This is a genomic window from Janthinobacterium sp. TB1-E2 (genome assembly GCF_036885605.1).
GTDB lineage: Bacteria > Pseudomonadota > Gammaproteobacteria > Burkholderiales > Burkholderiaceae_D > Janthinobacterium > Janthinobacterium aestuarii.
Genome location: NZ_CP142523.1, coordinates 1,755,288 through 1,780,997, shown reverse-complemented (window position 1 = coordinate 1,780,997; position 25,710 = coordinate 1,755,288). Strand labels below are relative to the sequence as shown.

Genomic DNA, 25,710 nt, shown 5'->3' with positions numbered 1-25,710 from the left:
AGCAGAGATCGCACGATGCGACTTAAACTGGGTTAGGTTTTTGACACACCCGGACAGGCCAGGAGCCGTCAACGGGCACCACATAGCACAACAACACGCTATTTTGCTGCGGCGGCATACCATTTCAACACGGTTTCAACGGCAACATCTGCCGTCATTTCCGACGTATCGAGAACATGCGCCCCTTCCGCAGGGACCAGCGGCGCAATCGCACGGTGAGTATCACGTTCGTCCCGCGCCTGCAAATCCATCAGAAGGTCTTCCATATTAGCAGAAAAACCCTTGTCTATCAATTGCTTGTAGCGCCGTTGCGCGCGCGCCTCGACGCTGGCCGTCAGGAACACCTTCAATTGGGCGTGCGGGAAGATCACCGTGCCCATGTCGCGCCCGTCGGCCACCAGGCCCGGCGTCTTGCGAAAGCCCAGCTGCAAGCTGACCAGCGCCTGGCGTACGGTTGGCAACACGGCAATCTTCGACGCCGTATTGCCCACTTCTTCGGCACGGATCTGCTCGGTGACGTTTTCCTGCGCCAGCAGGATCTCGCCATTAGCAAAGTGGCAAGGCAAGTGTTCGGCCAGCTTAGCCAGCGCGTGCTCGTCGCGCAAGTCCGTGCCGCGGCGCAGCGCGCTCAAGGCCGTCAGGCGGTACAGCGCGCCCGAGTCCAGGTAATGAAAGCCCAGCTTGTCGGCCACGCGGTGCGCCACCGTGCCCTTGCCGGAAGCGGTGGGGCCGTCGATGGCGATGACTGGGATGTGGGAGGTCGGCATTATTTTGTCACTTTAAAAAAACTAAACCCAAAAACAAGAGCTGGGGTCAGTCCTGGCGGATCGGAATGCCTTCCATTGGAAGGCATTCCCCCTGCGGGTCTGACCCCAAATTTGCCTTCGGTTAAATAAGACTGTCTTTGGCAATCCCCGCAAACGCGGCGAAATACTCGGGGAAGGTCTTGGCCACGCATTTCGGGTCGTTGATGCGCATCTCGTTGCCGCGACGCGCGGCGCCGTCCAGCGAGGCCAGCGAGAAGCACATGGCCATACGGTGGTCGTCATACGTGTCGATGGTGGCGGCGGCGATTTCGGCCGGCGGCGTCACGCGCAGGTAGTCGGCGCCCTCTTCCACTTCGGCCCCGAGTTTGCGCAATTCCGTGGCCATGGCGGCCAGGCGGTCCGTTTCCTTCACGCGCCAGCTGGCGATGTTACGCAAGGTCGAGGTGCCGTCCGCGTACAGGGCCGCCACGGCGATCGTCATGGCCGCGTCGGGAATGTGGTTGAAGTCCATGTCGACGGCTTTCAGCACGCCGTTTGAACGGGCTTCGATCCAATTCTCGCCCATGGTGATGGTCGCGCCCATCTGCTGCAAGGCTTCGACGAAGCGCACGTCGCCCTGGATGCTGTCGCGTCCAACGCCTTCCACGCGCACGGGACCGCCGCCGATGGCGCCGGCCGCCAGGAAGTACGAAGCCGACGACGCGTCGCCTTCCACGTGGATCGTGCCCGGGCTTTGATATTGCTGGCCCGGCTGCACGGTGAACGACTGCCAGCCGTCATGCTCAACCGTCACGCCGAAACGGCGCATCAGATTCAGGGTGATCTCGATGTACGGCTTCGAGATCAGCTCGCCCGTGACGTCGATGGTGACCGCATGGTCGCGCGCCATCAGCGGCGCCACCATCAGGAGGGCCGTCAAGAACTGGCTCGATACGTTGCCGCGCACGGCGATGCGCTGCGCGTGGATGTGGCCGCGGCGGATGCGCAGCGGCGGGAAGCCCTGCTCGCCCGTGTATTCGATCTGCGTGCCGACGGCGTTCAGCGCATCGACCAGGTCGCCGATCGGGCGCTCGTGCATGCGCGACACGCCATGCAGCGTGTAATCGCCGCCGATCACGGCCAGGGCCGCCGTCAGCGGACGGATCGCCGTGCCGGCGTTGCCCATGAACAGGTCCGCCTCGTGGTGCGGGAACACGCCGCCGCAGCCTTCCACGTGGTGCACCTGGTGGGCCGTGGCCGGGTCGCCCGTCAATTCATCCTGCGTCCATTTCACGCCCAGCGACGTCAAGGCCGTCAGCATGACGAAGGTGTCGTCGGAGGCGAGCAAGTCGATGATCTTCGTCGTGCCCTTGGCCAGCGCGGCCAGCAGCAGCACGCGGTTGGAAATGCTTTTCGAGCCGGGCAGGCGCACCGTGCCTTCGGCGTGCATCACCGGTTTCAAATCGATATGGTGGGGGTAGTGCTTGGTCTGGGTCATGCTGGAATCCTTGAGTATTTATCGTGTGGGCGCGGCCGGCACTTCCGCCGTTTCAATCGCCTCGATCCATTGCTGCCGCGCGTGCTGGGCGTTCGCATACACGCCCTCGATGGCGGCGCCGTCGTTCGCGGCCAGGTGGGCGCGCAAGGTCGTCAACTGCGCCAGGTAGGCGTCCAGTTCGTGCAGCAGCGCCGGCTGGTTGGCCAGGCTGATGTCGCGCCACATTTCCGGCGATGAGCCGGCGATGCGCGTAAAGTCGCGAAAGCCGCTGGCCGCGTATTGGAACAGCAGGCCCGCGTGCGGTTTGTTGGCGATGTCGTCGACCAGCGCAAAGGCCAGCAGATGCGGCAGATGGCTGACGGCGGCAAACACCTTGTCATGTTCTTCGGGGCTCAAGGTGTGCAGGATGGCGCCGCAGGCGCGCCATGCCGCCGCCACCCGTTCCACGTCGTCCGCGGCGTTTTCCGCCAGCGGCGTGAGCACCACCTTCTTGCCTTGATAAAGGTCGATGATGGCGGCATCGGGACCATTCGTCTCGCGCCCCGCGATCGGGTGGCCGGGCACGAATTGCCCCACCTTGCCACCGAGCGCCGCGCGCGCGGCCGCCACCACGTCGCTCTTCGTGCTGCCCGCATCGGTCACGATGGTGCCCGGCTGCAGATGCGGCGCGATGGACGCCAAAATAGCGCCCGTCTGCGCCACGGGCGCGGCCAGCAGCACCAGGTCGGCGCCATGCAAGGCTTGCGCCATGTCGCCGCCGATGGCGTCGATGATGCCCAGTTCGAGCGCGCGCGCCATCGACGCCGGCGAGCGGCCCATGCCGACCACGGTTTGAACCGCGCCCGCGTGTTTCAGGGCGCGCGCGAACGAGCCCCCGATCAGGCCTACGCCAAAGATCACTACCTTGTTCAGTGCAGGCGTCGTCATATCGTCAGGCCAGCGCTTTCGTCAGCGCGGCGATGAAGATGGCGTTTTCCTGCGGCAGGCCGATGGAAATGCGCAGCCATTGCGGCAAGCCGTAGCTGCCGACGGGACGCACGATCACGCCTTGCTTGAGCAGCGCCAGGTTCACGCGCGCGCCCGCCTCATCATCGTCACCCACCTTGACCAGCACGAAATTGCCGTGTGACGGCACGTATTCCAGGCCCAGTTGCGCAAACGCTTCCGTGAACTGCTGGTAGCCGGCCGCGTTGTTGCGCGCGCTTTGCTCGAGGAAGGCCTTGTCGTTCAAGGCGGCAATCGCGGCGGCCTGCGCCAGCGAATTGACGTTGAACGGCTGGCGGATGCGGTTCATCAGGTCCGTCAGCACGGGCTGGGCGATGGCAAAGCCGATGCGCAGGCCGGCCAGGCCGTAGGCCTTCGACAGGGTGCGCGACACCACCAGGTTCGGATACTGGCGCACCCACGCCGTCGACTCGTACTGGTCGTCGGCCGACAGGAATTCGTTGTAGGCTTCGTCCAGCACGACGACGACATGCGCCGGCACTTTTTGCAGGAACGCTTCCAGCTGCGCGGCCGTCAGGAAGGTGCCGGTCGGGTTGTTCGGGTTGGCGATGAAGACCAGGCGCGTATCATCGGCAATCGCCGCCGCCATCGCGTCCAGGTCATGGCCGTAGGCTTGCGCCGGCACGACGATGTGACGCGCGCCCAGGCCTTGCGTGGCCAGCGCGTACACGGCGAACGAATACTGCGAGTAGACGACGGATTGGCCATGCTGCACGAACGCGTGCGCGGCGATTTCCAGGATGTCGTTGCTGCCATTGCCCAGGGTGATCCAGTCTGCCGGCACGTCGTAGCGCTTGGACAGCACGGCTTTCAAGTCGAAGCCGTTGGCGTCCGGATAGCGGCCCAGGTCATCAATGGCGGCGATCATCGCCTGCTTCGCCGATTCCGGCATGCCGTATGGGTTTTCATTCGATGCCAGCTTGACGATGGCTGCCTCGTCGAGGCCGAATTCGCGCGCAACTTCCGCGATCGGCTTGCCGCTCTGGTAAGGGGCGATGGCGCGGACGTATTCTGGACCGATATTTTTAGACATGGTGTTCTTTAAAAGTTGGTGAATGAATGGCAGTCAATGGAGATGGTTTGTTGGGTTACGCTGCGCTAACCCAAGCTACAGCTTACCGTATGTCGGGTAGGTCGGATTAGCGCAGCGTAATCCGACACCACCACAGGCATCAATCGAAGTCACAGACTGACCGGATACGACCCCAGCACCTTGAAAAACGCCGCATTGCTCTGCAGCTCGGCCAGCGCCTGCGCCACGGCGGCATCGTGCACGTGCCCCTCCACGTCGACATAGAAATAATACTCCCAGCTGCCCATGCGCGCCGGGCGCGACTCGAAGCGCGTCATCGACACGCCGTGCTTGGCCAATGGCGCCAGCAATTGGTACACGGCGCCCGCCTTGTTCGGCACGGCCAATACCAGCGAGGTCTGGTCCTTGCCCGACGGCGCCGTCTGCAAGGTGCCCACGACGGCAAAGCGCGTGCGGTTGTGCGGGTCGTCCTGGATATGGCCCTTGACCACGCCCAGCTTGTACTGCGCACCGGCCAGTTCGCTGGCAATCGCGGCCACCGTGCCATCTTCGCCGGCCATGCGGGCCGCCTCGGCGTTCGAGGCCACGGCGTGGCGCGCCACGTGCGGATAATTCTGGTTCAGCCACACCTGGCATTGGGCCAGCGCCTGAGAATGGGCGCAGATGGACGTGACGCCCTCCATGTTGCCGCTCTTCGTCATCAGGCTGTGGTGCACGGCAATGGCCACCTCGCCGCTGATGATGAGGCTAGTCTGCAGCATCATGTCCAGCGTGCGGTTGACGGCGCCTTCCGAGGAATTCTCGATCGGCACGACGCCGAAGTCCGCCGTGCCCGCTTCGGCGGAACGGAATACTTCATCGATGGACGCGCACGGCAAGCCTTCGACGGCGCTGCCGAACTGCTGATACACGGCCTGTTCGCTGAAGGTGCCGGCCGGGCCCAGATACGCCACGGTGACCCTCTTTTCCAGCGAGCGGCACGACGACATGATTTCGCGGAAGATGGTCTGCACTTCGCGGTCGCCCATGGGGCCGGGATTGCGCTCGGCCACGCCGCGCAGCACCTGCGCTTCGCGCTCGGGACGGAACACGGGCGCCTGCGTTTCGGCCTTCACGTGGCCCACCTGCTGGGCGATTTGCGCGCGGCGGTTCAGCAGTTCGAGGATTTGCGCGTCGATCGCATCGATCTGTTCGCGCAGCGGTTTCAATTTATCGGTCATGGTGGTTTGTTTCGTCAGCTGTACTTCAATCATGGCCGCACGGCCTGCGCCGGCGGCGGGCCGGCGCGCTTGCTCATGAGAATGCCGGACAAAATGATCAGGGCTAGGCGCGTTGCCGCTGGCAGTACGAATGTACGACAAGGCAATGCAACAACGCCTTGGACTTTTTGGCAGGCATTCTAGCGTCCGGCAAACTCGTTCAAATAATTGACCAAGGCTTGCACGCCCTCGATCGGCATCGCGTTATAGATCGATGCACGCATGCCGCCGACGGACTTGTGGCCCTTCAGTTGCAGCAGGCCGCGCTGCTTGGCGCCGGCCAGGAATGCGTCGTTCAGACTTTCATCGCGCAGATAGAACGGGATGGTCATGCGCGAGCGGTATGCGGGCTCGACCCGGTTCTGGTAGAAGTCGTCCGCATCGAGCGCTGCGTACAGCAGAGCCGCTTTCTCAATATTACGCTGTTCCATGGCCGCAACGCCACCCTGGCGTTTGAGCCACTGGAAAACCAGGCCGGCGATATAGATGCCGTAGGTGGGCGGCGTGTTGTACATCGACTCATGTTCGGCCACGATGGTCCAGTCGAATGCCGACGGGCAGATCGGCAGCGCCTTGCCCAGCAAGTCTTCGCGCACGATGACGAGGGTCAGGCCGGCCGGGCCGATATTTTTCTGCGCGCCGCCGAAAATGACGCCATATTGCGACACGTCGATCACGCGCGACAGGATGTGCGAGGACATGTCGGCCACGATGGTGGTCCCTGCCGGCACGTTCGGCGCCTGCTGGAATTCCACGCCGTCGATGGTTTCATTGGTGCAGATGTGCAGGTAGGCGGCGCCTGGCGTCAGCTTCCATTCGGAGACGGGCGGCACGCCCGCGAAATGGGCGGCCTTGGACGACGCGGCCACGTTGACGTTGGCGTACTTGGCCGCTTCCTGGATCGACTTGCCCGACCACGAACCCGTATGCACGAAGTCGACGGTGGCCGGCTGCTGCGCGGCCAGGCCCGCCAGGTTCATCGGGATGATGGCGTTTTCGCCCAGGCCACCGCCCTGCAGGAACAGGATCTTGTAGTTATCGGGCACGGCCAGCAGTTCGCGCAGATCGGCCACGGCCTGCTTGTAGATGGAGATGAATTCGGGACCACGGTGGCTCATTTCCATCACCGACATGCCACTGCCATGCCAGTCCTGCATTTCAAAGGCAGCTTGCGCCAGCACTTCCTTGGGCAGGACGGCGGGGCCGGCTGAAAAATTGTAGATATGGGTCACGATACGATCCTTGGCAAAAATGAAAATCTTATTGGGGCGACTGCGTGGCCGCCCGCATGACCTGGTCAAGCACGGCATTCACGCGGGGGATCAGCACGCGCTGGCTGATGGCCATCGATTCGGCGGACAGTTGCGGCATGGTCGCCAGCATCTTGCGGCCCAGCGGCGTCTTGTAGAAGGCCGTCAGCTGCTCGACTTCCTGCACCGTGTAAAAGCGCGCGTACAGGGGCACCATTTCGTCGCCCAGCTCGTCGATCAGGGTCGGGTCGGCCAGTACCTGCGTCAAGGTGGCGATGGCCAGGGGGATTTCTTCCTCGGCGCTGGCCAGCGCGCGCGCCTTGCGCTGCTCGTCCAGTTTCGGGTTGCTGTTGATTTGCTGCTGCGCCGACTGGCGGATCATGGCGGGCACCGATTGCAGCATCTGGTCGAAGATGCTGCGCGTCAGTTGCGGGAACTGCATCGCGTCGAGCATGCGCCGCACGGCCACTTTCATGGCGGGGCTGGGCGCCGCTTGGCGCACGGGCGTGGCTTGCGTGCTCTGGGCCAGGGCCGGCAGGGTCGCGAGGAAGGCCAGCGAAAACGCGGCGAAGAAGGTGGCGACGATTTTTCTCATGGCATGCGGGGTCTTGAATGACTGGTAAAAGGGTGGCGGCCGGAAGACCTGTCGGCTTACGCCCGACGGGCTAAGCCGACCTACGCAATTCTGCTGGCGGCATAAGCACGCGCCAATAGCAATTGGGGCTCCCGAAAGAGCCCCAATCATCTTACTCCGGCTGGGCCGGATCGACAGGATCGGCCGGTTCAGCCGCTGCCGGCGCAGGCGCGGTATCCGCCTCCGTCGTCAGCTCGACTTCGTCGATATCCGTTTCCACCACGCGCTGCAGGCCGGACAGCTTGGTGCCGTCTTCCACGGCGATCAGGGTCACGCCCTGCGTCGCGCGGCCCATCTCGCGGATTTCCGACACGCGGGTGCGGATCAATACGCCACCGGTGGTGATCAGCATGATTTCATCGCTGGTATCGACCAGGGTCGCGGCAACCACTTTACCGTTGCGCTCACTGGTCTGGATGGCGATCATGCCTTTCGTGCCACGGCCATGGCGCGTGTACTCGGTGATCGGCGTACGCTTGCCGTAACCGTTTTCCGTGGCCGTCAGCACCGACTGCTGCTCGTTCTCGGCCACCAGCAGGGCGATCACGTGCTGGCCTTCTTCCAGGTTCATGCCGCGCACGCCGCGCGCCGTACGGCCCATCGGACGCACGTCGTTTTCGTCGAAGCGCACTGCCTTGCCCGAATCGGAGAACAGCATCACGTCGTGCTGGCCGTCGGTCAGCGCCGCGCCGATCAGGAAGTCGCCGTCGTCCAGGTCGACCGCGATGATGCCGGCCTTGCGTGGATTGCTGAAGTCCTTCAGCGGCGTCTTCTTGACGGTGCCCAGGCTGGTCGACATGAACACATAATGGTCTTCCGGGAACGTGCGGTTCTCGCCCGACAGCGGCAGGATCACGGTGATCTTTTCGTTGTCCTGCAGCGGGAACATGTTGACGATCGGCTTGCCGCGCGAATTGCGCGAGCCTTGCGGCACTTCCCACACCTTCAGCCAGTACATGCGGCCACGATCCGAGAAGCACAGGATGTAGTCGTGCGTATTGGCGATGAACAGCTGGTCGATCCAGTCTTCCTCTTTCGTCGCCATCGCCTGCTTGCCGCGGCCACCGCGCTTCTGCGCGCGGTATTCGGTGATCGGCTGGGCCTTCATGTAACCGGTGTGCGACAGGGTCACGACCATGTCCTGCGGCGTGATCAGGTCTTCCGTTTCCAGGTCGGTCGCGTTCAACTCGATCTGCGAGCGGCGCACGTCCTTGTTGCCTGCGCCGTATTCGTTCTTCGCCGCCGTCATTTCATCGGTGATGATGACGGTGACGCGTTCCGGCTTGGCCAGGATGTCGAGCAAGTCGGCGATATGTTCCATCACGTCCTTGTACTCGTTGACGATCTTGTCCTGTTCCAGGCCGGTCAGGCGCTGCAGGCGCATCTGCAGAATTTCCTGCGCCTGGTCGTCCGACAGCTTGTACAGGCCATCCGTCTGCATGCCGTAGTGCTTCGGCAGGTTTTCCGGACGGTAGGCGTCCACGCCGCCCGGCGTCGTGCCGTCGCCCGTGCGGGCCAGCATTTCGCGCACGACGGACGAATCCCAGGCCTTGGCCATCAGCTCGACCTTGGCGATCGGCGGCGTCGGCGCGGCCTTGATGATGGCGATGAAGTCATCGATGTTGGCCAGCGCGACCGCCAGGCCTTCGAGCACGTGGCCGCGTTCGCGCGCCTTGCGCAGTTCGAACACGGTACGGCGCGTGACCACTTCGCGGCGGTGCGACAGGAAGCATTGCAGCATCTGCTTGAGGTTCAGCAGCTTCGGCTGGCCATCGACCAGAGCCACCATGTTCATGCCGAAGGTGTCTTGCAACTGGGTCTGCTTGTACAGGTTGTTCAGCACCACTTCCGGTACTTCGCCCCGTTTCAGCTCGATCACCACGCGCATGCCCGACTTGTCGGATTCGTCGCGGATGTCGGAAATGCCGTCGAGCTTCTTGTCGCGCACGTTTTCAGCGATACGTTCCAGCAAGGATTTCTTGTTGACCTGGAATGGCAGCTCGTCGACGATGATGGCGATGCGGCCGCCATCCTTGCCGTATTCTTCAAAGTGGGTCTTGGCGCGCATGACGACGCGGCCACGGCCCGTCCGGTAGCCGTCGCGCACGCCGGACACGCCATAGATGATGCCGGCCGTCGGGAAGTCCGGCGCCGGGATCAGCTCGATCAATTCATCGATCGTGCACTCGGGATTGCGCAGCACGTGCAGCGCACCGTCGATGACTTCGGTGATGTTATGTGGCGGAATGTTCGTCGCCATGCCGACCGCGATACCGGACGAGCCATTGATCAGCAGGTTCGGGATACGCGTCGGCAAGACCGTCGGTTCCTTTTCCTTGCCATCGTAGTTCGGCTGGAAGTCGACGGTATCCTTGTCGATATCGGCCAGCAGCTCGCTGGCGATCTTGTCCAGGCGGCACTCGGTGTAACGCATTGCCGCGGCGCCGTCGCCGTCGACGGAACCGAAGTTGCCCTGGCCATCGACGAGCATGTAGCGCAGCGAAAAATCTTGCGCCATGCGCACCAGTGTGTCGTAGATCGAGGCATCGCCGTGGGGATGGTATTTACCCATGGTTTCGCCGACCACGCGGGCGCACTTGACGTAAGGGCGGTTCCACACGTTATTCATTTCATGCATCGCGAACAAGACGCGGCGGTGCACTGGCTTCAAGCCATCGCGCGCATCGGGCAAGGCGCGACCGACGATCACGCTCATGGCGTAATCGAGGTAGCTCTTGCGCATCTCTTCTTCGAGGGAAATAGGAATTGTTTCTTTTGCGAATTGATCCATTGGCGGTTCGACTGATCTCAGGCTGTGGTTAACTTATCTGTTACGCAATGTATGACGCAATACTGCATATCCTGGGTGGCTGTCGTCGTGGACGCCGCGCCGCGCGCTGCTGGCGTGGCCCGGCTTCCATGTCGCAGAGTGCCTGAACAAATCGGCGGGCTGGCGGCGCGGCCAGTACGCGTACCGCAAGGGTACGTGCTGGCCATGCAGTGCCGCCGTGGGCATTTGCTCGACACTCTTAACAGTCAAGCGCACGATTTTAGCATGCGCGCCCAGCTACCTGTACAAATTGGCCATACCGGCAAGATTGGCAGTTTGCATCGGAGCCGTGCATGTTGCCCTGTCGATAATGCACAATGGCAATGTCAGTTCAAGACACCTGCCCTTAAAAGAGGCAAAAAAAGCGATCAATTGTTACAGATGCGTTACAAATGGGCATTTTCGTTGCGCAAAAACAACGCACGGTCTAAAATCGGGCAAGCTTTGATTTAACCACGGTCGTGTGCCCCTGATGCGTGTGGCAAAATGACTGGGAAGTTAATTGCTAGTTTCGCAATCTGAAACGAGCGCATATGGTCTACATGATAAAATCTTGGCACGTAGCACCAGTAGCGCAGTGTTGTTCTGCGGATATCACCCCCCGAAAGGAAAAAAGAATGAATAAATTTGTAACGCTGTTTTTCGCTGCATCCGCAGTGATTGCTGGCTCGGCTTCGGCCCAAACCCCAACCTCCCCACCATTCGCGCCAGTTACCACTGACATCAAAGCACCAAGCCCAAAAAGCGCTTATGTGCAAGATGCTCGCGGCGTAATCGTGCGTGACCCATTCGGCCTGTGCTGGCGTACCGGCTACTGGACACCTGCTGACGCAGTGCCAGGTTGCGACGTACCACTGTGCGTAGAGCCAGAAACCCTGCAAGACGGCAAATGCGTGGCTCCTCCAGCACCAGTCGTACCTGCTCCAGCACCAGCACCAGTCGTGCCAGTGCCAGTCGTAGTTGCTCCTACCTCGGAAAAAGTCAGCTTCGCTGCTGATGCATTCTTCGATTTCGACAAAGCTACGCTGAAGCCAGAAGGCAAGTCCAAGCTGGACGAGCTGGCTGCACAACTGGGTGGCATCAACCTGGAAGTCATCATCGCTGTGGGTCACACCGACTCCGTCGGCACCGATGCTTACAACCAAAAACTGTCGGTACGTCGTGCTGATGCTGTCAAAGCCTACCTGGTCAACAAAGGCGTTGAAAGCAACCGCGTGTACACCGAAGGCAAAGGCGAAAAACAACCTGTTGCTGATAACAAAACTGCCGAAGGCCGTGCGAAAAACCGTCGCGTGGAAATCGAAGTTGTTGGTACCCGCAACAAGTAATTGCTGAACCCCTGGACTTGCCGCAAGTCATCGCGCAAGTCAAGAACAGCATGAAAAACCCCGCTACGGCGGGGTTTTTTTTCGTCCGTGGCTGCCCAATTGTAAAATTGCCGCTATTATTCGACCTATGAACGCCGACCCTCTCGAAATCCAAAAATTCAGTGAGCTGGCCCACCGCTGGTGGGACCCCACTTCCGAGTTTCGTCCCCTGCACGAAATTAACCCCCTGCGCCTGGAATGGATCAACGCGAAAGTGCCGCTGGCCGGCAAGCGCGTGATCGACATCGGCTGCGGCGGCGGCATCCTGGCCGAATCGATGGCCCGCAAGGGCGCCGACGTGACGGGTATCGACCTGTCCGACAAGGCCTTGAAAGTCGCCGACCTGCACAGCCTGGAATCGGGTGCCAAGGTACGCTACAAGCTGATCGCCGCCGAAGCCATGGCCGAGGAAGAGGCGGGCCAGTACGACGTCGTGACGTGCATGGAAATGCTCGAGCACGTGCCGGACCCCGCCGCCATCGTCAAGGCTTGCGCCGCGCTGGTCAAACCGGGCGGCCACGTGTTCCTGTCGACCCTGAACCGCAACCCGAAAGCGTATCTGTTCGCCATCCTGGGCGCCGAATACCTGCTGCGTCTGTTGCCGAAAGGCACGCACGACTATGACAAATTCATCACCCCGGCCGAGCTGTCGCAATACCTGCGCAGCGCCGGCCTGGACGTCAACAGCATGCGCGGCATGGGCTACAATCCGCTGACCAAGATTTACTCACTTAATAGCGATACGAGCGTCAATTACCTGGTGGCCTGCACCCGGCCGCTGTAACCATCACGCACAATACAAGGCGGCTGCGGCCGCCATTTTTCATTCCCACTTGACACACTTTGCCCGCCATGATCACTGACCATCTGCCAGCCCCGCGCGCCATCCTGTTCGACCTCGACGGCACCCTGGCCGACACCGCGCCCGACCTGGCGGCGGCCATCAACCTGCTGCGCGCGCGCGCCGGCCTGGCGCCGACCCCGTATGAAGTGCTGCGCCCCACGGCCTCGGCCGGCGCGCGCGGCATGATAGGCGCGTCGTATGGGATAGCTCCTGGCGAAAGCGGCTACGAAGCCCTGAAAGACGGCTTCCTGAACAATTACGAAGCGGCCCTGGCCGTGGAAAGCCGTTTATTTGACGGCATCCCCGCCATGCTGGAAGGCCTGCAAGCTCTGGGCCTGGCCTGGGGCGTGGTCACCAACAAGGCCGCCCGCTTCACCGACCCGCTGGTCGGCCAGATCGGCCTGGGCGCCGCCGGCTGCGTGATATCGGGCGACACCATGCCCCACCCGAAACCGCACCCCGCCCCCCTGCTGGAAGCGGCCCGCCGCCTGAACCTGGCGCCGGAAAACTGCTGGTACGTGGGCGACGACCTGCGCGACATCCAGGCCGGCCGCGCCGCCGGCATGCGCACGGTCGCATGCGCCTGGGGCTACTGCGGCGCCGTCGAGCCGCAGCACTGGAACGCCGACCATTTGCTCGATACGCCACTGGCCTTGCTGGAGCTGGTGACTGGCGTGGTGAAGGCGGCGCAGGAGCGGCAGTTGGCGGCCTGAGGAGCAGCACTTTCCGCAGTGGAAAGCTGGGGTCTGACCCGGCGGGTCAGCCCCCTTACGTCTATGGCGCGAATGCACCATGCAAGAGTGGGCAGATTGCGCTACACAGAAGCTTCTGTGGGGACGACCTGGTTTCGACGTGGGTTGCAAAGCAACGCAGGGAATACCGAGGACGGGCTACCTCGCAAATACACCCAGAAAAAACTTAACTGCAAACGATAACTAGTACGCACTGGCAGCTTGATCGCTGTTAGCTCTAGAACACCTCGTCCCTGGGGTGGGCCGTCAAAAGCTCCAGAGTCACCACAGGGCTCGTCTGATGCTGGGTTATTTGGTGTCCGACTAAATAATAGGTAACTCGCTTGCCCATAACCTGCACATCCGTACTGGCTGAGTCAAATTAAATGATCGTGCCAAGTATGTGGAACTGTCTGTAGAGTGCTTGCGGACGCGGGGGTTGTGCGGGACTTCGGCGGGCACAGCCCGGCGCCGCACAACCGGCTTGTGCCTGCCAGCACAAGCCCCTCCAATTCGTCTGGCTCAAGCGATTCAAAGCTGCCTCGCTCCTTACCGCGAATGCATCATGCAAGAGTGGGCAGATTGCGCTACAATGAAGGTTCTGTGGGGACGACCTGGTTTCGACGTGGGTTGCAAAGCAGCGCAGGGCATACCGAGGGCGGGCTACCTCGTAAATACAACCTGAAAAAACTTAACTGCAAACGATAACTCGTACGCACTGGCAGCTTAATCGCTGTTAGCTCTAGAACACCTCGTCCCTGGGGTGGGCCGTCAAAAGCTCTAGAGTCATTTACAGGGACTCGTCGTATGCTGGGTTACTTAGCGTCCGACTAAATAATAGGTAACTCGCTTGCCCATAACGTGCACATCCGTGCTGGCTGAGTTAAATTAAATGATAGTGCTAAGTATGTAGAACTGTCTGTAGAGTGCTTGCGGACGCGGGTTCGATTCCCGCCGTCTCCACCACTGAATAAATAAAAAGGGCTTCCCCGTTTTGGCGGGGAGGCCCTTTTTATTTATTCCATGCATGCAGAGCGCGGGCGTCGCGTCCGCGTCCGGTACGGACGCGGGGGTTTTGCGGGGCCTTCGGCGAGCGCAGCTCGGCGCCGCAAAACCGGGTTGCGCTTGCAAGCGCAACCCTCTCCGATTATCTGACTAGCTTTTGCGTCGCAGGCGGCTTTTCCTAACGACAACATCAGTCGCTCAGGTCGTGTACCAATGGCGGATCGGACTTCTCGTTCCGCTGTTCACCGCACGACTCTGCCCACAAAGTCCCAACGAAATGATGCAATTTACAATATCATTGCATCTCCATTTCTGACCAAACCGAAAGAATATGATTAATATCCGTAAAGCTGAAATCGCAGACGTGCGCGCTCTACAGGAAATCGGCTGCCAGACCTACCGTGAGCATTTTTCGGATATTTGGTCCGCTACCGGAATATCGGATTTCCTGGACCAGGATTTTTCTCCCAGCACACTTGAGAATTCGCTGACTTCATTGAACCAAGTCTGGCTTGTCGCTTCCGATGAAAGCGGAAAAGTCGTCGGTTTCGCCAAGGTCAACTTGTCGAAGCCGGCGCCTATCAGCGGCGAAGTGGGCCTGGAGCTGCAGAAGATATACTTCCTCAAATCCGAGGCTGGACGCGGTTATGGAAAGCAGCTCTTGAGCTACATTCATGATCTGGCGATGGAGCGCAGGGAGAGATTGATATGGTTAGATGTGCTCAAAACCAACTTAAATGCTCGCCGCTTCTACGCGAAACAGGGTTTTCAAGAACGTGGTGAAATTCCATTTCAAACGGACAAGGTTTCCATTGGAATGGTGGTCATGGTATGCCAGCTTCCAATGGCGTGACGCCTCAGCTCGCGTTCACTGCGTACCGGTATGAGCATCAACAAACCCGCGCACAGGAAAAAGAGAAGTATCGGCGACCGGGATCAGTTTCGCCATTTGCACAAGACCTCAACCTTGTACCAACATCCTCACACGTGCGCCGAGGCTAAATTAAACATTCGAACACGGCCTCGCCACTCAAAAATCACTCCTGCGACATGAGTTGCTGAATAGCCCTCCGATACTTCTCCCCCCTCTCCAAATCCTTCTGCGTCGGCCTATCTATCCTCGACAAATCGCTATTCTCAGCCAGATCAGCCAGCTTGACGGCCCTGCCCACCGGGTTCAAGGCTGCGCGGGCGATGAACGCCTCATACGACTCGCCTTCGACCTTGGTCACGGCGCGCACGCCGTCGATGACTTCCTGGGAAAATCCTTCGCGCGCCAGGTCGTCGAAGGTGACGTTGCCGTCGCTGTCTTCCACCACGTCGTGCAGCACGGCGACTATCTGCTGGGCGCCGAGGGCGACGCGCAGCATGACGCGCAAGGGGTGGAGGATGTACGGCGCGCCGCCCTTGTCCGTCTGGCCGGCATGGGTGGCGGCGGCGATTTCAATCGCGCGCTCGAGGGTGCCGCGTCTTGCGTTTTCAGTCATCTTCACTCCACGTTGATTGACGTTTCCGTTGCGCGCCAGCCGCGGCGCTGCAAATGGCAAACGCTGGTGCACAGCAAGGCTGGCAGCAGTAAATTAAGAACCGGGACGAGCATCAGCAAGCACAACAGCAGTCCCAGGGCGAAAATCGCCGGACGCTGTGCGCGGCGCAACGCCGCTTGCTGTTCCGCGCCGAGCACCTCTTCGGCCGCCGCGCCGTAGACCATCTGGACGTTCCAGGCCAGCAAGTACGAGATCAGCACGCACATGGCCCACACGGGAATCAGGAGGGAAAGCAGCAGCAACAGACGACGCCGCCAGGCGGGGCGTGCGGCGGATGTATCCAGGCCGGCCGGCGGCGCCCACGCGACATAGCGCCGCGCCACCACCGCCTTGGCGCGCTCCAGCAGCAGCCAGCGCAGCGGCAGGCGCGCCGTACCGATGGCGCCGACGATGAAGACCATGACATAGAAAAAAGCAGCCAGCGCCAGCAATGCCAGAGCGATCTGGCCGATCGACAGCATGGCCTTGGCGGCGCTGCCCAGGCCGCCGGCAATATTGCCCATCTGCGACACGGTGGCAGGCCCGTTGGCCAGCGCCCCGACGCCATCCATCACGCCCAGGCCCAGCAAGCCGGTGACGGACACCAGCGCCAGCATGGCGCTCAGCTCGACAAAAAAACGGCCGAAGTAGCTATACAGTCCCAGCCACAGCGCCACGACCGCCATGCACCACAGCGCGGAACGCCACCACAGCCCCGCATGACGCGCATCGCGCAGTCCCAGGCCGATGCACGTGAAGGCTTCCCGCCAGGCCAGCAGCCAGGTTTGCAATGTTTGTGTCACGCTCTAGCGTACTCCGCAATGAGATGGCGGATACGTCGATCCGGATGTTGCCGATTGTACATGGACAAGGCTGGCGCACGCGCCGCACAGGACGCAGCGCAAAGCCGCACCCGCCCATCCATCTTCAAAAATGGCTATCGAAACGCAAAGGCAGTCGCGGCCTGTTCGGCGGCAATTTCGCTAGAAGATTCATAACGGACCTGATTTCTCCCCAATGCCTTGGCCTTGTACAGTGCAGTGTCAGCCAGTTCAACCAGTTCGACCGCCTGGTTTTCAAGGTGCTTCGGCATAAATGCCGCCACGCCGACGCTGGCCGTCACCACGCCGAGGGCATTGCCGCTATGCTCGATTCCCAGCGATTGCACGGCCTGGCGGACGCCTTCCGCCACCGCCAATGCGCCCGGCAACTCCGTACCGGGCAATAGAACGACCATTTCCTCGCCACCGTAGCGCGCCGCAAGGTCGCCCGGCCTGCGCATGCTGTAGCCGACCACTTTGCCGATTTTTCTCAGGCACTCGTCGCCAGCCACATGGCCATAGATATCGTTGTATTGCTTGAAGAAATCGACGTCGATCAACACCAGCCCAAGTGAGCTGTCTTCACGCTGCGCACGGCTGAACTCGGCAAGCAGCGACTGGTCGAAGTGGCGCCGGTTCGCCAGCCCCGTCAATCCATCTTGGCTGGCAAGGCGGGCCAGGGTTTCATTGATCATTTCCAGTTCATTGCGCGCCTCGACCAGTCCCGCCTCGCTCTTGACCCGCAATTCGATCTGCCGCACCACGCGGTATCCGATGAAGGCAATCAGCAGTACCAGCACGCCGCCCACCGCGTTTTGCATCACCGTATCGAGCCGCCACGCAGCGAGCACTTCATCCTGCGACAGCGCGGCGGAGACCACCAGCGGGTATTCCTCGACTCTTCGATAGCTATTGATACGCGTCACGCCATCGACTCGCGACTGGACCACGGCCGTGCCAACGGGACTTTTGGGCAGGTAATCATGAAATATCGGGAACTTTGAAATATCGCGCCCCAGCAAACCCTCATCGAACGGCCTTCGCAATAAAAGAATACCTTTTCCATTCGCAATGAAAATAGCGCCTTTTTTTCCTATCGAAAAGCGTTCATAAAACAGCCGGAAATAATTCATGTCGATGGTCGCCAGCGCCACGCCGCCGAAACTTCCGTCAGGCAAATTGATCCGCCGCGATACCGTGACTATCCAGTGTCCCGTCGATTTGCTGCGCACGGGAGGTCCGACATACGGCCCCCGATCAGCATGCGTTCGATGATATTTGAAATAATCTCGGTCGGAATTATTCAGATTGCTCAACAGCGTTTTCTGAGAATTCACAAGCCAGCTGCCATCGCTGGCATAGATGAAGATGCCGTGCAACTGGGGCAACTCGGCTACACGGTTGACCAGCAATTTGTGGATACGGGCCAGTTCAAGACCGGCAACACCGTCTGTTTCTACCCTCTCCACCAGTCCGACCAGCACCGTATCGGCTTCCTTGATGGTGTCATAGGCATGCTGGGCAACAGATTGCGCCAGATTGGTACTTTCACGGGACGCTTCAAGCAGTTGCCCTTCCCGCGCGCGCAAGGTCGTCCATAACTGGATCGCCAGCAGTGACAGACACACAAGCACGACAAATGAGATAGCCAGCGGCAGCAGGGAAAAGCCACGGAAGCCTGCTCCCAGCAATCGTGGCGGCAAGCTGCGTGACCTGGCCATGGCGGCACTCCCGGATTTATATCCGGCAAAGTGTGCACCAAATAGGCGGCAACATACTCACACATCGTCACAAACACGATATAAAAAAGTTACCACCATGGCGTTGATGAATCCGGTTCGTGTTCGCCATAGTTTGCGACACCGCAATTCCGGATGGAAAGAAATACGAAACAATGCCAACTCCCCCACCGTTGCGCGTAGCGGAGTTGACCATGCTTGAAGTTCAGCCCAGGGATAAGCGCGGCTTTTTTATATTGCCGCAAGCTCCGGAAGATGCCGGGTATTACGTCTATGGCAATCTGCAGCGGATGCCAAATTCCGGCCATATGGCCCAATATGCGCACCCCAGCTTGCTATCCCTGATCTTTTACATCGAACGTGAATGGCAGGCAATTGATGATAGAAAATTTGGTATCGGGAATATCAGCATTGCCGAAGGATTAGCGTACGACAAGCATGTCAGCCACAGAAAAGGCATTGAAATGGATCTACGCCCCGTGCGGAAGGACAAACTGCAAGGCCAGTCCGCACGCGTGTCGCGCTTTGATAGCGTGTATGACCGGAGCGCCACTATCAAATTGATACAGCTGTTTCTGCGGCACCCAATGGTCACCAAGGTCTTCTTTAACGATGAAGAGATACAAAAGACGATCGGTGGCGGGCGCGTGCGGTCTCTGAAAGGACACGACGACCATCTTCATATTGAAATCAGGGAGCATGGATGACTACTCGACTTGCATGCTGCGCCATAGCGCTCGCTCTATTCTCAACGGCACACGCGGCCGACAAACAGCGGGCGTGGACTGGCGAACCAAGGCCCTTGCGTGGTGACTATCAGATCTACGGCGGAACGCTGTCCGAAATGCTGCCACCCACGCGAAACGACCGGAAAGTGGCAATCATGGTCAAAGGGGAATTGGCACGGGAACTGTTTGCTCAGCTCGGCCCCGATATAAAACAGGAACAGGCGTGCAGTTCCTCGGCTGACTACCGTGAGCGGCGCAGGGGAGATATTGCCTGCGTTCATACAAAAGAGGCGGGATACGAATGCTATTTCGGACTCGACCTGCGCACGGGAAAAGGGACGTATGGCGCAATCTGCTAGCCTGGGCGCTGCCTGGCACAGCTACAACCAGGGCCCTCCTCCTTGTACCGGCGCACATCCAGCCGAATTCTTCCGCCTGAGCGACTCTACCTGCATATGACACCCAGAGCAGAACCCAATCCCCCATCCCTCAGCTCAACAGCGTACACTGGCTCCTCTTCCATCAACGCATTGGTCCACCGTGAAACTATCGCGCTTTATTACCGGCCATCTGGAGCCGATCCTGGAAGAGTGGGAACTCTTCGCCAGGTCGCTGCCCATTCCGGGGGCCGCCATCTCGAAAGCGGAATTGCGCGATCATGCCAAGCAGATGCTGCAAACCATCGTGCGCGACATGGACGTCATCGAGAACGCGGCGCAGCGAAAGAAGAAATCGACCACGGGCGTATCGGAAATAACGGGCAAGGAAACGGCCGCCGCCACGCACGGCTCGCTGCGCCAGCAGATCGGCTTCACGCTGCCGCAGTTGACGGCGGAATTTCGCGCGATGCGGGCCAGCGTGCTGCGCCTGTGGATGGCACAGGTGCAGGTAACGTCGAAAACGGCAACGGACGACATCTTGCGCTTCAATGAAGCGATAGACCAGGCGCTGCAGGAATCGGCCATACGCTATTCGCAGCAGAGCGACCGCACCCGCAATACCTTTCTCGCCATCCTCAGCCACGATCTGCGCAGTCCGCTCAGCACGATGACGATGGCCGGTGCGCTGCTGAGCAGGCCGAGCGCGACCTCCGCTTCCACGGTGCAGATCGGTGCACGGGTTGCCCGCAGCGCGGCCACCATGACAACCATGGTGAACGATCTGCTGGAATTTGCCAGGACGCAGCTGGGGGGACACATGCCCATTTCACCCACCTTGGGCGACCTGGGGGAAATCTGCAAGACATCCGTCGAGGATGCCTCGGCTGCTCACCCGCAATGCAAGTTTGAACTGAGTACCACGGGCGAGATGATCGGCGACTTCGATGCGGCCCGATTGGCCCAGCTGTTTTCCAATTTGCTCAACAATGCCGCGCAGTACCGCACCGACGACCAGCCGGTGACCATCACGGCTTGCGGCGATGCCGATACGGCCGTGGTGCAAGTGAAGAATTTCGGCCGCCAGATCCCGGAATCGTCGCTGAAGAGCATTTTCGATCCCCTGGTCCAGCTGGCCATTTCTGACGATCACAAGGCGCCCAATGCCACCAGTATCGGCCTGGGCCTGTTTATCGCGCGTGAAATCGCCAGCGCGCACGGCGGCACCATCGGCGCCGAGTCCAGCCTGGAAAGCGGCACGATATTTACCGTGCGCCTGCCCAGGGTATCGCTGAGCGGCGGGGGAAACGGCGGCTAAGGACTATCCCGGCAGATATTTGCATCCCCTGCCGGGACGGGCTCGCCCTACCTGCGGCTGAGCGGCACATATTCCCCCGGCAAGCTGGCCGCTTCCAGCGCATCGGCAAAGGCCAGCAGGAATTTCGCCGGGCCATGCTCGGAAACGAGCAAGGAGGCGCCCTTGTGGCGCAGCAGTTTCAGCACTTCCTGCTGGTGCGCCTGGTATTCGCTGGAGTGGCCGTAAAACGTTTGATACATTTCCAGCGTTTCCATGGCCTTGGCGGCCAGGATGAATTCGGGTTTGTCCATGATGTCTCCTCGTTGTCACTACTGCCAAAACCACGAAAAAAAAACGGCAAGACGTGTAGCCGGAATCGGTCACACTGCCTTGCGGCAACCACATCTGTATTTCCATCATACGCCTCAACCCGGCTATTGCGCAGTCCTGTCGCGCATCTTTTTCCATTCCGCCCGTCCGGCGTCAATTGCCGCTCGTTCACCTTACAGATACTGCGCGCGCATGGCATCATGTGCGGTGCCCATCGACAACCGACACCCATGACCACCCATTTATCGCTGCACTGCTATCTGCAAGACGCGCCGTCCGAACGCCCGCAACGCTGTTCCGACGTGACCATCGAGGCCGACCCGGCCACCCTGCGCGCCATCGCCCACTTCCTGCTGGCCAGCGCGGACACCTTTGATCAGGCGCAGGAACGCGCCGGCATGCATGCCCACCTGCAAGACGAATGGGACGGCTGGCAGGACGACTTCCCCGACCTCGTCGTCGTGGCCGCCTAGCAAGGCGCCCCGGCTGGCGCGCGTCGGGTAACATACGCCACCTTTGCCATACAGAGAACACCGATGCACCATACCCGATACGCCCTGCCGTCGCTGCGCACGGCCGTGCTGGCCGCCGCGCTGGCCAGCCTGTCCGCCTGCGCCAGCCAGCCCGCGCACGAGGCGCTGTTCCTCGCCACCACGCTCACGCCCGCGCATTCCTTTACCAAGGGCATCGAAGGCCCGGCCGTGGATGCGGATGGCAATATCTATGCCGTCAACTTTGCGCGCCAGCAAACCATCGGCAAGGTCAGCCCCGGCGGCACTGGCGAGGTGTACCTGACCCTGCCCGGCACCAGCATCGCCAACGGCATACGCTTCGGCAGCCGGGGTCAGATGTACTTGGCCGACTACATGGAACACACGATCTACCTAGTCGACCCGGCCACGCGCGCGCTCACCATCCACGCGCGCGAGCCGCGCATGACGCAGCCGAACGACATCGCCATCACGGCCGACGACGTGCTGTATGCGAGCGACCCGAACTGGAAGGAAAACACGGGCCGCGTGTGGCGCATCGCGCAGGACGGCACGGTGACCCTGGCGCTCGACACCATGGGCACGGCCAACGGCATCGAGGTGACCCCCGACGGCAAGATCTTGTATGTGAATGAAAGCGTGCAGCGCAATATCTGGATGTACGACATCGCCGCGGACGGCAGCCTGAGCGGCAAGCGATTGCTGATCAAGTTCGACGATTTCGGCATGGACGGCATGCGCGTGGACGTCGACGGCAACCTGTACGTGACGCGCTACGGCAAGGGCACGGTGGTGAAATTGTCGCCACAGGGACGCATCCTGCGCGAAATCAGCGTACCCGGCGCCAAGCCCAGCAACATCACCTTCGGCGGCCCCGATGGCCGTACGGCCTACGTGACGGAAGTCGTGCAGGGACGGCTGCTGCAATTCCGCGTCGACCGCCCGGGGCTGGAGTGGCAGCAGGCGCAAGAACGGCGCAAGCCCGAATAGCATGTGAAGATGTCGGCTTACGCGCTTGCGCGCTAAGCCGGCCTACGCACTACCACAACGGCCCGGTAGGTCGGCTTAGCCGGAACGGCGTAAGCCGACAACATGGTTGGCCACAACTAGGTCAGCGGGGAATGACGCGCTCCGCCTTCAGCTTGTCGAACAGATTGAAGAAGGCATCCTGCGTATCCTGGTAATCGAGGAACCCCGCCTTGCGGCTCTTGCCCATGTCCGTCATCACTTCCATCGGCCGCCCCAGGTCGGCATCCGTATGCCACCAGGAGGCGAGGCGGCTGACATCAGCCTCCACCAGGCCGTGCTGCTCGGCGATGGCGCGCCACTGCTTGGGGGCGTCCTGCATGCGGTCGGCCAGCGGCGCCATCGCCTCGGGCAGATCGGCCGCCTCGACGCCGAAATAAGCGGCCAGGCGCGGCCACAGCCACTTCCAGCGGAACACGTCGCCATTGACGATATTGAAGTCTTCGTTGCGCGCGGCGGGACTGTCGGCCGCCCACGCCAGGTGGCGTGCGATCTGCCCCGCGTCCGTCATGTCGGACAAGCCGTGCCATTGCGCGGGCGAACCGGGAAAGACGAAGGGCTGGCCGCCGGCCTTGCACAGATTCGCATACACGGCCAGGGTCAGGCCCATGTTCATGGCATTGCCCAGCGCGTAGCCGATGATGGTGTGCGGGCGGTGCACGCTCCACGTAAAACCATACCGCGCGGCCGCGTCGAACAGCCGGTCTTCCTGCTCATAGTAAAAATTCTCGACCGCTTGCCGGCCCTGCTCTTCGCGGAACGGCGTGACGGGCACGCTGCCCTTGCCATAGGCGTCGAACGGTCCCAGGTAGTGCTTGAGGCCAGTGACCAGCGCCGCATGGCGCAAGTGGCCGGTGGGCCCCAGCGCGGCCAGCACATTGGCCACCATGGCGCCATTGACGCGGATGTTTTCCTGCTCGTTGGCCTGGCGCGCCCAGGCCGTGAAAAAGACGTGGCTGGCGTCCAGGCCCGCCAGGGCGGCGCTGACCGCCGCGCCATCCGTGGCATCGAGCGGCAGGAATGCGCAACCGGCGGGAACCGGCGTGCGGCCACGCGAGACGCCCGTCACCTGCCAGCCCTGCGCCAGCAAGTGCGTGGCCAGATTGCTGCCGATAACGCCGCTGGCGCCGATAATCAATGCGTGCTTGTTCATGCGTACTCCCATGCCTGTGTAAAAAGCCATGATATAGCGGACAGAAATTCTTATCCGCGATAGTATTTCACCTTATTCGTGAAAAATATTCTGCAATCATGTCCGAACATTTGAAAGGCATCGCGCCTTTTCTTGCCACCGCCGATGCCGGCAGTTTCACCAGGGCGGCCGTACGGCTACACCTGAGCAGCTCGGCCGTGAGCAAGAGCGTGGCACGCCTGGAAGCCCGCCTGGGCGTGATCCTGTTCGAGCGCAGCACGCGGCGTTTGCAGTTGAGCAGCGCGGGGCATGCCTATTACGCCACCTGCAAGCGCGTGCTGCAGGAACTGGTCGAGGCGGAAAACGTGCTGGCCGAGCAGGATGGGGAACTGGCGGGCAAGGTGCGCATCGGCGTGCCCGCGTCATATGGCCGCATGCGCGTGATGCCAGCGCTGATTGATCTGTGCGAAAAATATCCGCAGCTGCAGCCGTCCATCAGCTTCAGCGACCGCTTTGCCGACCTGTTCGAAGAGCGCATCGATATCGCCGTGCGCATCGGCGCGCCGGGCAGCTGGCCGCCAACGCTGGGGCAGATGCCCTTGGGCGAAGAGCGCCTGATCTTTTGCGCGGCGCCCGCCTATCTGGCGCGGCGCGGCACGCCGCTCGCCATTGCGGATCTCGATGGCCACGATTGCATCGCCTACGGCCGCGGCGACGGCACGGCGGCGCCGTGGCTGTTTGCCGGCGAGGACGGGGTGGAACGGCGGACGGTCAGTCCGCGCCTGACGGTGGGGGACGCCGAGGCGCAAACGGCCGCCGTGCTGGCGGGCCTGGGCATCGCGCAGCAGGCGACCTGGCTCGTGCACGAGCACCTGGCCAGCGGCGCCATCGTCGAAGTACTGCCGGCCTGCGCCACGCCAGGCTTGCCGCTGTCCCTCGCGTGGCCGCTGGCGCGCCAGCTGACCACCAAGACCGGCACGCTGCTCAATGAATTGAAGCAGCGCCTGACGATCAGCTGATACGCAATATGGAACTCAATACAAAACGTTCTTCGCTTCCGGCAGGTCGACATTGGCCTTGGTGACAATCACCACGCCCGTGTTGACGAACGGTGCGACCTTCTTGCCTTCGATCAGGCTGACGAGGGTTTTCACGCCCAGCGCGCCCATCGAGTACGAACCCTGCACGGCGGTCGCATACAGGGTGCCGTCCTTGACGAAGTTTTTCAGGTCTTCATTGCCGTCGAAGCCCACGGCGATCACCTTGCCGGCCTTGCCCGCCTGCGCGATGGCGCGGCCCATGCCCACGGCCGTCGGCTCATTGGCGCCGAAGATGCCCTTCAAGTCCGGATTCGAGGCCAGCACGTCGGTCGTCTGGTTCAGCGCCGTGGCCATCTGCGACTGCGAGTAATACGTGCCGACGATCTGCAGCTGCGAATTCTTTTCGATATAGCGCTTGAAGCCGCCCACCCTGCCCGTCTCGGAACCGGCGCCCGCCACGTACGACATCACGGCGATCTTGCCCGTCTTGCCGACCTGCGAAATAAGAGCCTTGGCGCTTTGCTCGCCGGCCGCTTCATTGTCGGTCGACAGGAAGGACTGGTAATAGCGCTTGCCGCTGTCGGCCACCAGCGAATCGATCAGCACGACGGGAATCTTCGCTTCCCACGCCTTCTTCAGGGCCGGCACCAGCGCGTCCGGATCCGACGCGGCTAGCACGATGCCGGCCACCTTGCGCGTGACGGCGTTTTCCACCATGCTGACCTGGTCGGCGATCGCCGATTCCGAGGCCGGTCCCTGGAAGGTCAGGCTGTAGCCCTTGGCGTCTGCCGCGCTGGCCGTGGCGCCCTTCTTGACGTTCTGCCAGTAGTTGGAATTGGTTGTCTTGACGATCACGGCGATCTCGCCCGGGGCGGCGAAGGCGGCGCTGGAGCTCAGGGCAAATGCTGCGGTCAACAGACCCAGCGACATGGCTTTGATGGTTTTCATTGTCGTCCTCATTTAATAATTATAGATTTGGTGGATTGACTTCATGTGTGCTG

At 61.2% G+C, this 25,710-nt stretch carries 24 protein-coding genes and 2 other RNA genes; 12 read left to right on the top strand and 14 right to left on the bottom strand.

Going from position 1 to position 25,710, the window contains the following annotated elements:
- Window positions 1-98 precede the first annotated feature (98 nt).
- The 8 genes from cmk to gyrA all read right to left on the bottom strand — a co-directional run bounded on the left by cmk (window position 99) and on the right by gyrA (window position 10,216).
- Entirely contained in the window at window positions 99-767 is a 669-nt protein-coding gene (cmk, locus tag OPV09_RS08020) for a (d)CMP kinase (RefSeq protein WP_046682679.1), read from the bottom strand.
- Between the two features lie 121 nt (window positions 768-888).
- Window positions 889-2,244, bottom strand: a complete 1,356-nt coding sequence (gene aroA, locus OPV09_RS08015) for a 3-phosphoshikimate 1-carboxyvinyltransferase (protein WP_338681115.1) — start codon at window positions 2,242-2,244, stop codon at window positions 889-891.
- An 18-nt stretch (window positions 2,245-2,262) separates the two neighbouring features.
- Window positions 2,263-3,171, bottom strand: a complete 909-nt coding sequence (locus OPV09_RS08010) for a prephenate dehydrogenase (protein WP_338681113.1) — start codon at window positions 3,169-3,171, stop codon at window positions 2,263-2,265.
- Between the two features lie 4 nt (window positions 3,172-3,175).
- Complete coding sequence (gene hisC, locus OPV09_RS08005; RefSeq protein ID WP_034751805.1) at window positions 3,176-4,282, bottom strand: histidinol-phosphate transaminase; 1,107 nt, start codon at window positions 4,280-4,282, stop codon at window positions 3,176-3,178.
- A gap of 149 nt (window positions 4,283-4,431) precedes the next feature.
- The gene (gene pheA / locus OPV09_RS08000) at window positions 4,432-5,502 is read right to left on the bottom strand and encodes a prephenate dehydratase (protein ID WP_034751850.1); all 1,071 of its coding nucleotides are present in this window, start codon (window positions 5,500-5,502) and stop codon (window positions 4,432-4,434) included.
- Between the two features lie 179 nt (window positions 5,503-5,681).
- The gene (gene serC / locus OPV09_RS07995) at window positions 5,682-6,773 is read right to left on the bottom strand and encodes a 3-phosphoserine/phosphohydroxythreonine transaminase (RefSeq protein ID WP_338681112.1); all 1,092 of its coding nucleotides are present in this window, start codon (window positions 6,771-6,773) and stop codon (window positions 5,682-5,684) included.
- 28 nt (window positions 6,774-6,801) lie between these two features.
- A complete protein-coding gene (locus tag OPV09_RS07990) occupies window positions 6,802-7,386 on the bottom strand; it encodes a DUF2059 domain-containing protein (RefSeq protein WP_034751808.1) in 585 nt (194 codons plus the stop codon).
- 151 nt (window positions 7,387-7,537) lie between these two features.
- A complete protein-coding gene (gene gyrA, locus OPV09_RS07985) occupies window positions 7,538-10,216 on the bottom strand; it encodes a DNA gyrase subunit A (RefSeq protein WP_034751809.1) in 2,679 nt (892 codons plus the stop codon).
- A 138-nt stretch (window positions 10,217-10,354) separates the two neighbouring features.
- Here gyrA and OPV09_RS07980 point away from each other — a divergent pair, with 138 nt between their 5' ends.
- The 7 genes from OPV09_RS07980 to OPV09_RS07950 all read left to right on the top strand — a co-directional run bounded on the left by OPV09_RS07980 (window position 10,355) and on the right by OPV09_RS07950 (window position 15,055).
- Window positions 10,355-10,708, top strand: coding sequence for a hypothetical protein (locus OPV09_RS07980; RefSeq protein WP_139248369.1), 354 nt, complete (start codon window positions 10,355-10,357; stop codon window positions 10,706-10,708).
- A 164-nt stretch (window positions 10,709-10,872) separates the two neighbouring features.
- Window positions 10,873-11,583, top strand: coding sequence for an outer membrane protein OmpA (ompA, locus tag OPV09_RS07975; protein WP_034751810.1), 711 nt, complete (start codon window positions 10,873-10,875; stop codon window positions 11,581-11,583).
- A 127-nt stretch (window positions 11,584-11,710) separates the two neighbouring features.
- Entirely contained in the window at window positions 11,711-12,406 is a 696-nt protein-coding gene (ubiG, locus tag OPV09_RS07970; protein WP_338681108.1) for a bifunctional 2-polyprenyl-6-hydroxyphenol methylase/3-demethylubiquinol 3-O-methyltransferase UbiG, read from the top strand.
- 68 nt (window positions 12,407-12,474) lie between these two features.
- Complete coding sequence (locus OPV09_RS07965; protein ID WP_338681107.1) at window positions 12,475-13,179, top strand: HAD-IA family hydrolase; 705 nt, start codon at window positions 12,475-12,477, stop codon at window positions 13,177-13,179.
- A gap of 127 nt (window positions 13,180-13,306) precedes the next feature.
- Window positions 13,307-13,633: a transfer-messenger RNA gene (gene ssrA, locus OPV09_RS07960) on the top strand.
- Window positions 13,634-13,802: 169 nt separating this feature from the next.
- Window positions 13,803-14,163: a transfer-messenger RNA gene (gene ssrA / locus OPV09_RS07955) on the top strand.
- A gap of 370 nt (window positions 14,164-14,533) precedes the next feature.
- Window positions 14,534-15,055 carry a GNAT family N-acetyltransferase gene (locus tag OPV09_RS07950; RefSeq protein ID WP_072454422.1) on the top strand — a complete coding sequence of 174 codons (522 nt, stop codon included), beginning with the start codon at window positions 14,534-14,536 and terminating at the stop codon, window positions 15,053-15,055.
- A 184-nt stretch (window positions 15,056-15,239) separates the two neighbouring features.
- On the opposite strand, the gene OPV09_RS07945 is transcribed toward OPV09_RS07950, so the two are convergent.
- The 3 genes from OPV09_RS07945 to OPV09_RS07935 all read right to left on the bottom strand — a co-directional run bounded on the left by OPV09_RS07945 (window position 15,240) and on the right by OPV09_RS07935 (window position 18,270).
- Window positions 15,240-15,689 carry a GTP pyrophosphokinase gene (locus OPV09_RS07945; protein WP_338681106.1) on the bottom strand — a complete coding sequence of 150 codons (450 nt, stop codon included), beginning with the start codon at window positions 15,687-15,689 and terminating at the stop codon, window positions 15,240-15,242.
- A gap of 2 nt (window positions 15,690-15,691) precedes the next feature.
- Window positions 15,692-16,531, bottom strand: coding sequence for a hypothetical protein (locus OPV09_RS07940; RefSeq protein WP_338681105.1), 840 nt, complete (start codon window positions 16,529-16,531; stop codon window positions 15,692-15,694).
- A 134-nt stretch (window positions 16,532-16,665) separates the two neighbouring features.
- Window positions 16,666-18,270, bottom strand: coding sequence for a sensor domain-containing diguanylate cyclase (locus OPV09_RS07935; RefSeq protein ID WP_072454419.1), 1,605 nt, complete (start codon window positions 18,268-18,270; stop codon window positions 16,666-16,668).
- A gap of 212 nt (window positions 18,271-18,482) precedes the next feature.
- On the opposite strand from OPV09_RS07935, the gene OPV09_RS07930 reads away from it, so the two are divergent.
- Entirely contained in the window at window positions 18,483-18,995 is a 513-nt protein-coding gene (locus OPV09_RS07930; RefSeq protein ID WP_175560501.1) for a penicillin-insensitive murein endopeptidase, read from the top strand.
- Between the two features lie 561 nt (window positions 18,996-19,556).
- The gene (locus OPV09_RS07925; protein ID WP_072454416.1) at window positions 19,557-20,711 is read left to right on the top strand and encodes a sensor histidine kinase; all 1,155 of its coding nucleotides are present in this window, start codon (window positions 19,557-19,559) and stop codon (window positions 20,709-20,711) included.
- A gap of 47 nt (window positions 20,712-20,758) precedes the next feature.
- Here OPV09_RS07925 and OPV09_RS07920 read toward each other — a convergent pair whose 3' ends face one another.
- Window positions 20,759-21,001: a hypothetical protein gene (locus OPV09_RS07920; RefSeq protein WP_070303981.1), complete on the bottom strand. Its 243-nt coding sequence runs from the start codon at window positions 20,999-21,001 to the stop codon at window positions 20,759-20,761.
- 249 nt (window positions 21,002-21,250) lie between these two features.
- Here OPV09_RS07920 and OPV09_RS07915 point away from each other — a divergent pair, with 249 nt between their 5' ends.
- Window positions 21,251-21,493 (top strand): Imm32 family immunity protein, encoded by a 243-nt coding sequence (locus tag OPV09_RS07915; RefSeq protein ID WP_338681098.1) that lies wholly within the window; start codon window positions 21,251-21,253, stop codon window positions 21,491-21,493.
- Window positions 21,494-21,556: 63 nt separating this feature from the next.
- The gene (locus tag OPV09_RS07910; protein ID WP_338681096.1) at window positions 21,557-22,501 is read left to right on the top strand and encodes an SMP-30/gluconolactonase/LRE family protein; all 945 of its coding nucleotides are present in this window, start codon (window positions 21,557-21,559) and stop codon (window positions 22,499-22,501) included.
- A gap of 121 nt (window positions 22,502-22,622) precedes the next feature.
- On the opposite strand, the gene OPV09_RS07905 is transcribed toward OPV09_RS07910, so the two are convergent.
- On the bottom strand, window positions 22,623-23,690 hold the full coding sequence (locus tag OPV09_RS07905; RefSeq protein WP_338681095.1) for an SDR family oxidoreductase: 1,068 nt from the start codon (window positions 23,688-23,690) through the stop codon (window positions 22,623-22,625).
- 98 nt (window positions 23,691-23,788) lie between these two features.
- Between OPV09_RS07905 and OPV09_RS07900 the strand changes: the two genes are divergently transcribed.
- Complete coding sequence (locus tag OPV09_RS07900; RefSeq protein ID WP_338681094.1) at window positions 23,789-24,688, top strand: LysR substrate-binding domain-containing protein; 900 nt, start codon at window positions 23,789-23,791, stop codon at window positions 24,686-24,688.
- A 15-nt stretch (window positions 24,689-24,703) separates the two neighbouring features.
- On the opposite strand, the gene OPV09_RS07895 is transcribed toward OPV09_RS07900, so the two are convergent.
- Window positions 24,704-25,639, bottom strand: a complete 936-nt coding sequence (locus tag OPV09_RS07895; protein WP_034760291.1) for an ABC transporter substrate-binding protein — start codon at window positions 25,637-25,639, stop codon at window positions 24,704-24,706.
- Window positions 25,640-25,710 lie beyond the last annotated feature (71 nt).